Below are 12,886 nucleotides of genomic sequence, written 5' to 3'. Positions count from 1 at the left end.
AGATCCCGCAACGATGCCCTGGTACGCCGTCCGCCCCCGCGATGAAGCCGATCCGCGGTGGCCTCTGCCGGGGAAGCCCGAGATCGTCCTGAAGGCCGAGGATCCCACCGAGGCGCGCGCGAAGTTCGAGGACGCCTATCCGAGCCAGCCCTTCGGCAGCCCGGCCGTGCCGGTGCCGAATGCGGGCCCGGGCAGCTTTCGCGGGGATCCGGACGCGTTGGTCGTCAGCGAGACGGGCGAGCCGTCCGCCCCCCGGGCGTAGGCACCGTGGCGACGCCCGGCCGCCCCCGTCGCGTGACCCTGGACGGTCAACTGCTCGGCTACTGGGAGCGCGAGGCCGCGCGCCTGGAAGCCCTAGCTTCGGCGACATCCTTCGCGTGGCAGCGGCGGCGGCTTCTTCGCAAGGCCGAGGCGGCCCGCGCCAGGGCTGCCACGAGCCGCCAGCGTGAGGCAGCCCGCGGGACCGAGTCCGGATCGGTCGAGACTTAGCCGAGGCTAAGACCTTTTCGGAAGCGTCGAACCTTTGCCGTGGCCTGGGCCGAGGGTCATGCCGTATGGCCGCGCCGACCCTCCTTCGGCGCCGACCATGGACCGCACCCAGAAAGCCGCCCTTTTCAGCGCGGGCATCGGCCTCGCCGTCACGGCCCTGAAGTTCTACGCCGCTTGGCTCACCGGCAGCCTTGCGCTCTATTCGGATGCCCTGGAGAGCATCATCAACGTGGTGGCGGCCATCGGCGCCTTCGTCGCCCTGCGCGTGGCGGCGCGCCCCGCGGACGAGGACCACCCCTACGGACACCACAAGGCCGAGTTCTTCTCCGCGGTGATCGAGGGCGCGCTGATCGTCGTGGCGGCGCTGATGATCCTGCGCGAATCGTTTTACGGGGTGCTCGCGCCCAAGTCCCTCGACGCTCCGGCCATCGGCGTAGCGATCAACGCCGGGGCCGGCATCATCAACGCGGCCTGGGCCGCGGCCCTGATGCGCTGGGGGCAGCGTTGGCGTTCGCCCGCCCTGATCGCCGATGCGCGGCACGTCTTCGCCGATGTGGTCACGTCCTGCGGCGTCCTCGTCGGGGTCGGGGCCGTGCTGGCGACAGGCTATCCCGTCCTCGACCCGATCGTGGCCGGGCTGGTGGCGCTCAACATCCTCTGGTCCGGATTCCGGATGGTGCGCGAATCCGTCGACGGACTGATGGACCGTGCCGCGCCGCACGAGATGGTCGCCCAGATCCGGCTGCTGATCTCGGAGCACGGCGAGGGGGCGCTGGAGGCCCACGACGTGCGCACCCGGGCGGCCGGGCAGGCCACCTTCATCGATTTCCACCTCGTGGTCCCCGGCGCCATGAGCGTCGAGGATTCGCACGCGATCTGCGACCGGCTGGAAAGCGCCCTAGAGACGACCATTCCCGGGGCGGTGGTGACGATCCATGTCGAGCCCGGCGAACTGGCCAAGGGCCGCGGCGTACCGGTGCTCTGATCAGCTCCAGGCGTGGAGCGGCGGGTCGACGCCGTTCAGCGCGTGGTTGCCGATGACGGCGTATTTCCAACGGACCGGGTCGTGGAGCGTGTGGGTTCGGGCGTTGCGCCAGTGCCGGTCGAGATTCTCGGCCGCCAGGGTGGAGCGCGTCCCCGACAGCTCGAACAGCTTGTTGGACGCCGCCAGGGCGGCCTCGGTGGTCAGCACCTTCGCCTCGGCCACGGCGAGTTGCGCAGCCGCGACACGCCCCGGGTCCGGCCGAGCCACGGCTTCGTCGACGAGAAGGCCCGCCCGGTCGAGCAACGCCTCCGCGGCGTGCTGGCGGATGGTCAGGTCGCCGATCGCCTGGATCGTGTAGGGATCGTCGGCGGCGCGCTCCAGCCCGCTGTCGATCCAGGGCCGGGCCTTCTCGCGGACGAACCGGATCGTATCGTCCAGGGCCTCCCGGCCGATCCCGGCATCAACAGCCGCCTGAATGATCTGGAACACGGCGCCATTGGCGGTCGGCGCGTCGTAGCCCTTCCAGGCCGGGACCAGATGCGACCTGGGCACCCGAACATCCGCGATCAGCACGGTGCCGCTCGCGGTGCCGCGCTGGCCGAAGCTCGACCAGTCGTCGATGACGGTCAGGCCCGGCGCGTCCCGCTCGGCGATGGCGTACCAAGGCCGCCCCTCGGCATCGAGGGCGACGATCGGTACGAGGTGGGCGAGGAGCGCACCGGTCGCGTAGAATTTTTGCCCGCGCACCACGACATGGTCGCCCTCATCGGTGAAGCGGGTTTCGAAATCGGCGGCCTGCTTGGTGCCGCGCTCCGAGAAGGCGTTGCCGAATCGGGTGCCGCGCAGGATCTCCCCGAACAGCAGCCGCTTCTGCGCGTCATCCGACACGGTCCGGATCGCCGCGACGATCCCGAGGTGATTCTAGCGCGATCTGCGCGATGGCTGGGTCGGCCGCCGCAATGATGGCGACGACTTGCGCCAGGGTCCGGTAGGACACTTCGGGCCCGCCGAAGGCCCGCGGGACGTTGATCGACCACAGGCCGCTCTGCGAAAAGGTGTCGAGTTCGGCCAGCGGCCGCACGGCGTCGCGGTCACGCTCCGAGGCGCCGACGCGGAACTCCGCCGCGAGCCTGAGGGCGATGTCGAGCGCCTCCGTATCGCTTCCGATGACATGGGCCTGGGTCGGTGGGCGTTCCGGACCGGGCACGCCCCGGTCGCCCTGCGGTTCGAGAGTCCGTGCATTGACGGCGATGTTCATGGCGCACTCCGGATGGACAGGGGAACGGGACGGTCAGGCTGCCTCGGCGCGGCGGGCGCGGGCGGCCTCCAGGGCACGCACCCGCGGGATCACGTGCGCGCCGAAATACGCGACCTCCTCCTGAAAGTGCAGGAAGCCGAGCAGCGCCAGATCCGCGCCGGCATCTTTCAGATCCAGGATCCGCTCAGCGATCTGATCGGGCGTGCCGATCAGGTTGCTTCTGAAGCCGTCATTGTACTGGACGAGATCCTCGAAGGTGGATTTCGCCCAGTTGCCTTCGCCCTCCGGTGAGGCCTTGCCGGCGTTTTTCACCTCGTGGCCGAAGGCCTTCACGGCCTCCGCGTCGGCGTGATCGACGATCTCCTGAAGGACGGCGCGGGCCTCCGCCTCGGTATCGCGGGCGATGACGAAGGCGTTCACGCCGATCCGCGGAGCGTTGCCGCTCTGCGCCGCCTTGGCACGGATATCGTTGACCTGGGCGCGGATGTTGTCGGGCGTGTTGCCGTTGGTGAAGTACCAGTCGGACACCCGGGCCGCCATGTCGCGCGCCGCTCGGGACGAGCCGCCCTGGAAGATCTCCGGCAGCGGCTGACCCGGCTTCGGCTTCAACGTGTAATCGGTGTAGCGATAGAAATCGCCGCGGAAGGTGAAATTGTCCTGGGTCCAGATTCCCCGCAGGCTGCGGATGAATTCCTCCGAGCGGCGGTAGCGCTCGTCGTGGTCGAGCCACGGCTCGCCGATGGCCCGGAACTCGCCCGAGAACCAGCCCGACACGATATTGACCGCAACGCGGTTCTCCGTGAGCTGCGCGATCGTGGCGATCTGCTTCGCGGCGAGTGTCGGGTTCCAGGGGCCGGGCAGGATCGCGGCGATGACCTTGAGCCTGGTGGTGGCGGCCAGCAGGGCATGGCTGAACGCCACCGATTCGTGCTGATATTCGGCGCCGTAGCCGGCCGTGAAACGAATTTGCGTCAGCGCGTAGTCGAAACCCGCCGCCTCGGCGATCTGCGCCAGCGTGCGATTGTACGCGGCATCCCAACTCGTCCTCTGCGGGATCTTGCTGATCACCAGGCCGCCCGAGACGTTAGGGACCCAGTAGGCGAAGCGGATCGGCTCTTGCTCGATTTGTGCGACGTGATGGCTAGACATATGGCGTTCCCCGGACCGTGCGGCGCCCTGCGCCGCATCCTCTTCGGTCGATCGCCGCAAACTGAATACGTGATTCAGATAGCGGCCGATCGCTTAAGACGTCCGAAAGTATTCTCAGGGACACGTCGCGGGTCAAAGGAACGCGTTACTTTTTTTAACGACGCTCCGGCGAGGACATTCTTCGCGCAGGCCTCATCGGAGCGGATTTGTGCTATGCCGCGTGGGCCGTGTCCGTTTCGTGCAGGCGGCGCCACGCGAACACGGAGAAGACCGCGATGAGGCAGCCGGCGAGGCCAAACCACGTGAATGCGTATTGCAGGTGGTTGTTGGGCAGGTCGATCCGCAATTGACCGCCCCGGGGCCACGAGGTCTGGCCGGGGACCGCGTCGGCCTCGATGAGATAAGGCGCGACGTCCGAGACGCCACGGGCGCTGGCGATGCCGGCGATGTCCCGGTTGAACCACTCGCCGCGCGCCGGATCCGGCTCCGGCACGAACAGGCCGCGGGCCTCGCTGGCGCGCAGGATGCCGGTGACCGTGGTGGGCCCCTCGATCAGACCGTCGCGCCTGTCGGCCTGGGCCTTGAGTTCGGTGGGAACGAAGCCGCGGTTGATCAGAACGATCCCGCCGTCGTCGCGCACCAGGGGCGTCAGCACGTAGTAGCCCTGCAGCGCCCGGCCCGGCGTCTCGCCCGGGGCGAGCCCGTGCACGAGGGTTTCCTTGTCATTGAGGAAGCGGCCGGAGACGCGCACGTGCCGGAACTCGTCCCGGTCGGGAACCCAATCCGCGGCCTTCGGCGGCGCTACCGGCTCCGCCTTGGTCTGGCGGAGGAGGCGGGCGATCAGATCCTCCTTCCAGGCCCGGCGCTCGATCTGCCAGGTTCCGAGACCGAGCAGGATCGCCAACGCGATCAGCGCGGCGAGTCCCGGCGCGACGAGATCGCGCCATGCGCCCCTGGCCGCCGCCGTGCTCACAGCTTGAGGCGCCCTTCCTCGGCCTTGTTGCTGTACTGCAAGGCGATCAGCAGGCCCTTCAGCGGCCGGACGAGGATCAGGCTCAGGCCGACCGAGAGCGAGATGGCCACGAGGGCGTGGACCCAGATCGGCGGCTCGTAGGTGACCTCGAGCCACAGGGCGATGCCGACGACGATCAGGCCGACAATCGACATGACGAAGAAGGCCGGCCCATCGGCCGCATCGAAATGTGTGTAATCGAGCTGGCAGGCCTCGCAGGACGGGCGCAGGGCCAGATACCCCTTGAACAGGTGGCCCTCGCCGCAGCGCGGGCAGCGACCGCGCAGCCCCGTGGGGATCGGCGGCGGCGGCGAGTAGGTGCGTTGATCCACGGGCAGACTCCAGTCCGATCCGGAGGACGGCGACGGTGCCGCGCCTGGATCGTCCACCGCGATATGGGGATTCGCCAGGTCCCGAGACGAAAAAGGGCGGCCAGAGCCGCCCTTCGCAGGTCCGCCATGCAACGGCGGGATGAGCCTCAGTGCGCGGCGCTGTGGAAGACGCCCGAGCCCCACACGTAGATGGCGGCGAACAGGAACAGCCACACGACGTCGACGAAGTGCCAGTACCAGGCGGCGAACTCGAAGCCGAGGTGTTGTTTCACGGTGAACTGACCGGCATAGGCGCGGAACAGGCACACGGCCAGGAAGATCGTGCCGATGATCACGTGGGCGCCGTGGAAGCCCGTCGCCATGAAGAAGGTCGACGAGTAGATGCTGCCCGCGAAGCCGAACTCGGCGTGGCTGTACTCGTAGGCTTGGCAGGCGGTGAACAGAACGCCGAGGACGATGGTCAGCCACAGCCCGTACTTCAGGCCCTTGCGGTCACCCTCCAGCAGCGCGTGATGCGCCCAGGTGACGGTGGTGCCCGAGGTCAGCAGGATCAGGGTGTTGAGGAGCGGCAGGTGCCAGGGGTCGAAGGCCTCGATCCCCTTCGGCGGCCAGACGCCGCCGGTGAACTCCACGCGCGACACCTGGATCGGGTCGGCGGTGTAGAGCGCAGCCTCGAAATAAGCCCAGAACCACGCGACGAAGAACATCACCTCGGAGGCGATGAACATCATCATGCCGTAGCGGTGATGGAGCTGGACGACCCGGGTGTGATCGCCGGAATTGGCCTCGTGCGCCACGTCCTTCCACCACGAGAACATGGTGTAGAGGACGCCGATCGCCCCGGTGCCGAAGATGTAGGGGCCCGGCGTCAGGGTGCCGATCTGCAAGCTCTTCATCCAGAAGACGGCGCCGAACGCCATCAGGAAGCCCGAGAAGGCGCCGATCAGCGGCCACGGACTCGGGTTCAGGATGTGAAAGTCGTGATTCTTGGCGTGCGCCTCGGCCATCGTCCCGTCGCTCCTCACCCGCCGCCCTGTGCCGTTCCCGGCATCCGGCCTGACGCTGCTCGCTCTTGGCCGGGCGCGGCACGAACCACGCCCAAGCTTGTCTGCACGTTTAGTCGCTGCGGCCCCGTGTTGTCACGCGCCCGCGATCAGAAATCCCGCTTCGCCCCGGTGGCGGCCGAATTGGCTACCGCGGCGGTAACCGGCTGGCCGTTCTTGGCCGCGAAGTAGGTGTAGGACAGCGTCATCTCGGTGAAATGCGCCGTGTTCGAATCGTCGCGCACGGCCGGATCGACGTAGAACACCACCGGCACGTCGAGGGTCTCGCCGGGCTGGAGCGTCTGCTCGTTGAAGCAGAAGCAGGCGATCTTCACGAAGTAGCCGCCCATCAGGCCGGGCTGGACGTTAAACGTCGCGACAGCCGAGGACGGCTTCGTCCCGGTGTTCTGTATCCGGAAAAAGACGGTCTTGGTCTCGCCGAGCTTGGCCTCGACGCTGTTCGTCTCGGGAGCGAACTTCCAGGACAGGCCCGGCGCGACGTTGGTGTCGAAATGGACCACCATGCTGTCGTCGGCCCGGGCCGCGGAGGCGGCGAGCGCCGGGCCCTGGCGCGGCGTGCCGTCGTAGCCCGTCGCCTTGCAGAAGGCGTCGTAGAGCGGGACCGAGGCGAAGGCGAGGCCCACCATGCCGACCGCAAGGCCGGCGCAGGCCAGCGCCGTGCGGTTGGCGCCGCGGCCCGGATTCGGTTGCGGTGCGGCCATGAGGGTCTCCTTACAACGGCCGGCTGAGGATCTGCGGTCCGAGCTTGACGATCGTCAGCACGAAGAACAGCAGGACCCAGGCCCCGAGCGCCAGGGCAATGGCGATCGAGCGCTTCCGGCGACGCCTCTCCTCCTCGGGCGTCAGCGGACGGTACTGGATCTCGGGATCCTGCATGGCGCTCAGCCCAGGACCGGCCTGAACAGGCCAAAACTCTGCTCGGCCAGCAGCGCGGAGAACAGAGCGAACAGGTAGAGGATCGAGAAGCCGAACATGCCGAGCGCGGCGCGCCGCTCGGCCTCGCCCTCGCGGTTGCGCAGGACGCGGATGCTGAAGGCCACCATCCCGACGCCACCGACCAGGCCGATCACCGCGTAGACCAGGCCGCCGAAGCCCAGCGCGACGGGCGCGAGCCCGAGGGGCGCGAGCAGCAGGGAGTACCAGACGATCTGGCGGCGGGTGGACGCGGGGCCGGCGACGTTCGGCATCATCGGGATGCCGGCGCGGGCATATTCGTCGGCCTTGATCAGGGCCAGCGCCCAGAAATGCGGCGGGGTCCAGATGAAGATGATGGCGAACAGGATCAGCGACTCGATCCCGACCGAGCCGGTGACCACGGCCTGGCCGATCACCGGTGGCAGGGCGCCGGCGGCGCCGCCGATCACGATGTTCTGGGCGGTCGCCCGCTTCAGCCACATCGAGTAGACCACCGCGTAGAACACGATGGTGAAGGCGAGCAGCGCCGCGGCCAGCAGGTTGGCGGCGAGGCCCAACACGACCACGGAGGCCACCGAGAGGAACAGGCCGAAGCCCAGCGCTTCCTCGGAGGTGATCCGGCCGGACGGGATCGGCCGCGTCGCCGTGCGGCTCATCACGGCGTCGATGTCGGCATCCCACCACATGTTGAGGCAGCCGGAGGCCCCGGCACCCACCGCGATGGCGAGCAGCGAGATGGCGCCGATCATGGGCTGAACGTGGCCCTGCGAGACCACCATCCCAACAAGAGCGGTGAAGATCACGAGGACCATCACCCGCGGCTTGAGGAGCGCGAAATAGTCCGGGACGTCCCCACCGGCCGCCGAGAGGGCGGGGGCCGGGGCGTTGTGTCCGATGCTGGTCGTCAGGCTCGTCATCGCGTCTGCCGCTGCTGTGCCGGCGCCCGGCCGCGCACGTCACGGCCGAGTCGTGTCTCGAATTCGACGTGTTCAAAGGGACGGCGTGAGCGGGGCCCAGGATGCATCCCTCGGCCCGTGCGGATCGCCCTCGACGCTCGACCTCGAGCCTCGCCCTTGCCGGGAGGTCGGAAAACCGGCCTCCGGGGAAGGGCGAGGGCCGCTGATGCGGCCCTCGCCGGGTGTCTATCAGTGCGCGCCCGGCTCGTCGACGATGTGGGGCAGCGTCTCGAACTGGTGGAACGGCGGCGGGGAGGGGAGCGTCCACTCGAGGGTGGTGGCGCCTTCGCCCCACGGGTTGTCGGCAGCCCGCTCCTTCGAGCGGAAGGCCAGGACCACGCCGATCACGAACACGAACATCCCCAGGCCGAAGATGTGGCCGCCATAAGTCGAGACCTTGTGCCAGCCCGCGAAGGCGTCCGGATAGTCGGCGTAGCGTCGCGGCATCCCGGCGAGCCCGAGGAAGTGCATCGGGAAGAACAGGACGTTCGCGCCGATGAAGGCCAGCCAGAAGTGCAGCTTGCCGGCCCATTCCGGGATGACGTGACCGGTCATCTTCGGGAACCAGTAGTAGACGCCGGCGAAGATGACGAACACTGCGCCGAGCGACAGCACGTAGTGGAAGTGCGCGACGACGTAGTAGGTATCGTGCAGATACTTATCGACCGCGGAGTTCGCCAGCACGACGCCGGTCACGCCGCCGACGGTGAACAGGAAGATGAAGCCCACCGCCCAGTGCATCGCCGCGGTGAAGCGGATGGAGCCGCCCCACATTGTGGCGATCCACGAGAAGATCTTCACGCCGGTCGGGACCGCGATCACCATCGTGGCGAACACGAAGTAGGACTGCGTCTGGAGCGACAGGCCGACCGTGTACATGTGGTGCGCCCACACGACGAAGCCGACCACGCCGATCGCCACCATGGCGTAGGCCATCGCAAGGTAGCCGAACACGGGCTTGCGCGAGAACGTCGAGATGATGTGCGACACGATGCCGAAGGCCGGCAGGATCATGATGTAGACTTCGGGGTGACCGAAGAACCAGAACAGGTGCTGGTACAGGATCGGATCACCGCCGCCGGCCGGATCGAAGAAGGTCGTGCCGAAGTTGCGGTCGGTCAGCAGCATCGTGATGGCGCCCGCCAGAACCGGCAGCGAGAGCAGCAGCAGGAACGCGGTCACCAGCTCGGCCCAGGCGAACAGCGGCATCTTGTGCAGCGTCATGCCCGGGGCGCGCATGTTCAGGATGGTGGTGATGAAGTTGATCGCGCCGAGGATCGAGCCGGCGCCCGAGAGGTGCAGGGCGAAGATCGCGAAATCGACGGCGGGGCCGGGATGGCCGGCGGTCGAGAGCGGCGGGTAGACGGTCCAGCCGGTGCCGGCGCCGGACGCGCCGGGCGCGCCCTCGACGAACAGCGAGCACAGGAGGGAGCAGAAGCCCGCCACCGTCAGCCAGAACGAGATGTTGTTCATGCGCGGGAACGCCATGTCGGGCGCGCCGATCATGAGGGGCACGAACCAGTTGCCGAAGCCGCCGATCAGCGCCGGCATCACCATGAAGAACACCATGATGAGGCCGTGGCCCGTGACGAACACGTTGTAGGTCGCGGGGTTCGAGAAGTACTGCAGGCCAGGCTGCTCCATCTCCATCCGGATGCCGAAGGAGAGGAACGCGCCGATCATGCCGGCGCAGAACGCGAAGAGCAGATAGAGGGTGCCGATGTCCTTGTGGTTCGTCGAGAGGAACCACCGGGCGAAGAACGAGGGCTTGTGGTCGTGGACCTCGTGGGCGTCGGCATGGGCTGCGGCTGTAGCCATGGATACGGGTGCCTTGTGAATCGGATGGGTTCGGGGTCGACCGGGGCTCAGCGCGCCTCGGCGAAGCTCGTGCCGTTATCGATGCGGGCGTACTTGGTCTTCGCCTCCTTCAGCCAGTCGGCGTAGGCCTGCTCGCTGACCACGCGGACCACGATCGGCATGTAGGCGTGCCGCTGGCCGCACAGCTCGGAACACTGGCCGTGGAAGGTGCCCTCCTTGTCGGCCTTGAACCACATCTGGTTCAGGCGGCCCGGCACGGCGTCGATCTTGAAGCCGAAGGACGGCATCGCCCAGGAATGCAGCACGTCCGCGGCGGTGACCTGGATCTTCACGATCTTGCCGACCGGAACGACCATCTCGTTGTCGGTCTGGAGCAGGCGGGGCTGCTTATCTTCGTCGATATTGGCATCGAACGTGAAGCCGCCGCCGGCCTCGGTCTGCGGGTACTCGTAGGACCAGTACCACGCGTGGCCGATGACCTTCACGATCATGTCGGCCTTCGGATCCGAGAGCTGCGTGCGCAGCAGGCGGAACGACGGGATCGCCACCGCGACCAGGATCAGAACCGGTACGATCGTCCAGGCGATCTCGATGGCGGTGTTGTGGGTGGTGCGCGACGGCGTGGGGTTTCGCTTCTCGCCGAAGCGGAAAATGCACCACAGGATCAGGCCGAGCACGAAGACCGAGATGGCCACCGACAACCAGTGCAGGCCGATCTCGAAGCTCAGGATGTCCCGGGCGTTCTCGGTGACCGGGATCTGGCGGCTCATCTCCCACGGCACAGGCTGGCCGAAGCCGGCTGCCTGGGCGTTCACTGTCGGGAAGAGCAGGGCGCCGAAGGTGGCGAGGCTCCAGAGTGACCGGTTGATCGTCCGCACCGTCCGCATCTGCCTCTCGTGGCTCCCCTGATCTGTGGCTCCCGCCGGACCGCCTCACTCACGCGAAGGGCGAGATTATACCGACTTGACGGAGTACCGGTTGTGTCACCCGGCATTATCCGACCGGGGCTTCAGACCACAAGGACCGCCAGGGTGCAACCGCACAAGCGTCGCATCGCGCGCTTTCCGGCAGTTTGTGCGTTGCCCAAACGTGGTCTTTCGCTGGTTTGCCGCCGCAGCTTTGCCTCGCGCGCGGCAATCGATACGTAGGGGCCTCGCGATCGGAGGGCTGCATGTCGACGGAGGCCAGGCCTCATATCATGGCGCTGCCACCCTGCTCGGTGAGCGCGCCGATGCGGATCGTGACCTATACGGGCGACGCGGCGCGGTTCGGTGAACGCGCGCTCGCGGTCGAGACTCCGATCAATCTCGTCTACGGCAGCGTGCCGCACGCGGTGATGATGGCGACGCCGGCCGATTTGGAAGATTTCGCGTACGGCTTCAGCCTCACCGAGGGGATCGTCGAGGGGGCCGAAGAGATCCGCGAGACGCGGGTCGAGGCTGGGCCGGACGGCGTGCGGCTCCATGTCGAGCTCGCCCCGGGGCGGCTGCGCGAGCATCTGGCCCGCAAGCGCGCAATCAGCGGGCGCACCGGATGCGGCGTCTGCGGTATCGAGGATCTGGCGGAACTGCCGCGGGCCGAGATGGGCGCGGTTTCGGATCTGCGGGTGTCGCTGCCGGCGATCGCCCGTTCGCTCGCCGGTCTCGACGCCGCGCAGCGCCTCGGGGCCGAGACCCGAGCGGTCCATGCCGCGGCCTGGGCTGCGCTCGACGGTGCGCTCGTGGCCGTGCGAGAGGATGTCGGCCGCCACAACGCCCTCGACAAGCTGATCGGTGGTTTGATGCGCGCCGGAACTGCGGCCGATCAGGGTTTTCTGGTGATCACCAGCCGCTGCTCGTTCGAGATGGTGGAGAAGGCCGCACGACTCGGCGCCGCCGTGATCGTGGCGATCTCGGCGCCGACTTCCCTGGCGCTCGACCGCGCCCGGGTGCACGGGATCACGCTCTGCGCCATCGCCCGCGCCGATTCGGTCACGGTGTTCACCGGCGCGGAACGGCTCGTGGCGGCGTAGCGTATTACTGCGCCGCCGGCTCCTTCTCCGAGGGGCCGGGAACGATGGTCGCGCCGCCGATCACCCGAACGGGCTTCCTGTCGGCCGGCGGATCCTTCCACTCCTTGGCCGTGGACTTGGCCGCATCGGCGACGGCGGGGACTGACGGCTTGGCCGCCTCGTCCGGACGCTGGGCAGGGCTGGCGGAGGGAGCCTTCTCGATCGCCGCGGACTTGTCGATCGCAGCCGACTTGGTTTCAGGCGCCGGACCGGTCTTCGACTCGGTCGTGGCGGTCTCGGCCGGAACGATCTTCGGGGCGGGTGCCTCAGGAGAGGTCCGATGCGACGCGCGCAAGTCCGGGTTTCGCACCGGAGCGGTGCGCGCAACCTTCCGCGGCGGGGTGCTCCTGCCGACATGATCGGGATTGACGGCGTCAGGATTGGTCTCAGGCCGCGCGGACGTGCTGGCCGGACGCCGATCGAGCCGCAAGGCCGGAGCCTCCTCGGTGGGGACGGGCCGAACGATGCGCCGCGGTCCGGCATCCTCCTCGGTCCAGCCGAAGCCGGGGGCGGGCCGCTCCAGCCGGGCATAGGTATCGGGTCCGCCGAGCCGCTGGCGACCCACGATCCCACCGGATCCCGGATCGACGAAAAGCCGCATCGGCATGCCCGCCGGGCTCACGGCCTCGACCACGTAGACACGCCCGTTGAAGCGCGGACGGCTCAGGCCGGTGAAGCCCTGGTCGGCGAGGCGCCATGCCACGACGCGCGGTGGCACGACCTCTTCCTCGAAGGCGAATTGCGCGCTTGCGCCCCGGCAAAGCCCCATCAGGGCGCCGCCGGACAGGAGCGCGGCGCAGAGGGTCCGGGTCGTCGTCGTCCGAAGGCGCGCAGCCGTCCTGATGGTGATCATCACTC

Annotated in this window: 14 protein-coding genes and 1 pseudogene; 4 read left to right on the top strand and 11 right to left on the bottom strand. The window is 68.1% G+C overall.

What is annotated here, in order from left to right; all coding sequences use genetic code 11:
• Positions 1 to 13: 13 nt before the first annotated feature.
• From MKK75_RS16440 to MKK75_RS16430, 3 genes are all read left to right on the top strand, one after another.
• Positions 14 to 262: a hypothetical protein gene (locus tag MKK75_RS16440; protein WP_244043618.1), complete on the top strand. Its 249-nt coding sequence runs from the start codon at positions 14 to 16 to the stop codon at positions 260 to 262.
• A 32-nt stretch (positions 263 to 294) separates the two neighbouring features.
• On the top strand, positions 295 to 489 hold the full coding sequence (locus MKK75_RS16435) for a hypothetical protein (protein WP_409567576.1): 195 nt from the start codon (positions 295 to 297) through the stop codon (positions 487 to 489).
• A 97-nt stretch (positions 490 to 586) separates the two neighbouring features.
• On the top strand, positions 587 to 1,474 hold the full coding sequence (locus tag MKK75_RS16430; RefSeq protein WP_244043616.1) for a cation diffusion facilitator family transporter: 888 nt from the start codon (positions 587 to 589) through the stop codon (positions 1,472 to 1,474).
• Here MKK75_RS16430 and MKK75_RS16425 read toward each other — a convergent pair.
• From MKK75_RS16425 to coxB, 10 genes and pseudogenes are all read right to left on the bottom strand, one after another.
• Positions 1,475 to 2,732 (bottom strand): annotated as a pseudogene (locus MKK75_RS16425) (SfnB family sulfur acquisition oxidoreductase).
• Positions 2,733 to 2,765: 33 nt separating this feature from the next.
• Positions 2,766 to 3,881 carry a dimethylsulfone monooxygenase SfnG gene (gene sfnG / locus MKK75_RS16420; protein ID WP_244043615.1) on the bottom strand — a complete coding sequence of 372 codons (1,116 nt, stop codon included), beginning with the start codon at positions 3,879 to 3,881 and terminating at the stop codon, positions 2,766 to 2,768.
• Positions 3,882 to 4,092: 211 nt separating this feature from the next.
• The gene (locus tag MKK75_RS16415; protein ID WP_244043614.1) at positions 4,093 to 4,854 is read right to left on the bottom strand and encodes an SURF1 family protein; all 762 of its coding nucleotides are present in this window, start codon (positions 4,852 to 4,854) and stop codon (positions 4,093 to 4,095) included.
• The gene (locus tag MKK75_RS16410) at positions 4,851 to 5,225 is read right to left on the bottom strand and encodes a DUF983 domain-containing protein (RefSeq protein WP_244043613.1); all 375 of its coding nucleotides are present in this window, start codon (positions 5,223 to 5,225) and stop codon (positions 4,851 to 4,853) included. The genes MKK75_RS16415 and MKK75_RS16410 overlap by 4 nt, the downstream gene beginning before the upstream one ends.
• 146 nt (positions 5,226 to 5,371) lie before the next feature.
• On the bottom strand, positions 5,372 to 6,232 hold the full coding sequence (locus MKK75_RS16405) for a cytochrome c oxidase subunit 3 (RefSeq protein ID WP_244043612.1): 861 nt from the start codon (positions 6,230 to 6,232) through the stop codon (positions 5,372 to 5,374).
• Between the two features lie 146 nt (positions 6,233 to 6,378).
• Positions 6,379 to 6,990 (bottom strand): cytochrome c oxidase assembly protein, encoded by a 612-nt coding sequence (locus MKK75_RS16400; protein ID WP_244043611.1) that lies wholly within the window; start codon positions 6,988 to 6,990, stop codon positions 6,379 to 6,381.
• A 10-nt stretch (positions 6,991 to 7,000) separates the two neighbouring features.
• Positions 7,001 to 7,165, bottom strand: coding sequence for a hypothetical protein (locus MKK75_RS16395; RefSeq protein WP_244043610.1), 165 nt, complete (start codon positions 7,163 to 7,165; stop codon positions 7,001 to 7,003).
• 5 nt (positions 7,166 to 7,170) lie between these two features.
• Complete coding sequence (locus MKK75_RS16390; protein WP_244043609.1) at positions 7,171 to 8,121, bottom strand: heme o synthase; 951 nt, start codon at positions 8,119 to 8,121, stop codon at positions 7,171 to 7,173.
• Between the two features lie 228 nt (positions 8,122 to 8,349).
• Positions 8,350 to 9,978, bottom strand: coding sequence for a cytochrome c oxidase subunit I (gene ctaD, locus MKK75_RS16385; RefSeq protein ID WP_244043608.1), 1,629 nt, complete (start codon positions 9,976 to 9,978; stop codon positions 8,350 to 8,352).
• A 47-nt stretch (positions 9,979 to 10,025) separates the two neighbouring features.
• Complete coding sequence (coxB, locus tag MKK75_RS16380) at positions 10,026 to 10,865, bottom strand: cytochrome c oxidase subunit II (protein WP_244043607.1); 840 nt, start codon at positions 10,863 to 10,865, stop codon at positions 10,026 to 10,028.
• Between the two features lie 311 nt (positions 10,866 to 11,176).
• Here coxB and fdhD point away from each other — a divergent pair, with 311 nt between their 5' ends.
• Complete coding sequence (gene fdhD / locus MKK75_RS16375) at positions 11,177 to 11,989, top strand: formate dehydrogenase accessory sulfurtransferase FdhD (RefSeq protein WP_409567574.1); 813 nt, start codon at positions 11,177 to 11,179, stop codon at positions 11,987 to 11,989.
• Positions 11,990 to 11,993: 4 nt separating this feature from the next.
• Here fdhD and MKK75_RS16370 read toward each other — a convergent pair whose 3' ends face one another.
• Positions 11,994 to 12,881, bottom strand: coding sequence for a hypothetical protein (locus tag MKK75_RS16370; RefSeq protein WP_244043606.1), 888 nt, complete (start codon positions 12,879 to 12,881; stop codon positions 11,994 to 11,996).
• Between the last annotated feature and the right edge of the window lie 5 nt (positions 12,882 to 12,886).

Source organism: Methylobacterium sp. J-030 (assembly GCF_022829545.1).
Lineage (GTDB): Bacteria > Pseudomonadota > Alphaproteobacteria > Rhizobiales > Beijerinckiaceae > Methylobacterium.
This window is presented reverse-complemented; position numbering and strand designations above follow the sequence as displayed.

Bases quoted from the DNA above. Each gene is read 5' to 3' on its own strand.
- ctaD (WP_244043608.1), bottom strand. From the start codon at position 9,978: ATGGCTACAGCCGCAGCCCATGCCGACGCCCACGAGGTCCACGACCAC.
- sfnG (WP_244043615.1), bottom strand. From the start codon at position 3,881: ATGTCTAGCCATCACGTCGCACAAATCGAGCAAGAGCCGATCCGCTTC.
- fdhD (WP_409567574.1), top strand. From the start codon at position 11,177: ATGGCGCTGCCACCCTGCTCGGTGAGCGCGCCGATGCGGATCGTGACC.
- coxB (WP_244043607.1), bottom strand. From the start codon at position 10,865: ATGCGGACGGTGCGGACGATCAACCGGTCACTCTGGAGCCTCGCCACC.
- MKK75_RS16430 (WP_244043616.1), top strand. From the start codon at position 587: ATGGACCGCACCCAGAAAGCCGCCCTTTTCAGCGCGGGCATCGGCCTC.
- MKK75_RS16390 (WP_244043609.1), bottom strand. From the start codon at position 8,121: ATGACGAGCCTGACGACCAGCATCGGACACAACGCCCCGGCCCCCGCC.
- MKK75_RS16405 (WP_244043612.1), bottom strand. From the start codon at position 6,232: ATGGCCGAGGCGCACGCCAAGAATCACGACTTTCACATCCTGAACCCG.
- MKK75_RS16440 (WP_244043618.1), top strand. From the start codon at position 14: ATGCCCTGGTACGCCGTCCGCCCCCGCGATGAAGCCGATCCGCGGTGG.
- MKK75_RS16395 (WP_244043610.1), bottom strand. From the start codon at position 7,165: ATGCAGGATCCCGAGATCCAGTACCGTCCGCTGACGCCCGAGGAGGAG.
- MKK75_RS16400 (WP_244043611.1), bottom strand. From the start codon at position 6,990: ATGGCCGCACCGCAACCGAATCCGGGCCGCGGCGCCAACCGCACGGCG.
- MKK75_RS16370 (WP_244043606.1), bottom strand. From the start codon at position 12,881: ATGATCACCATCAGGACGGCTGCGCGCCTTCGGACGACGACGACCCGG.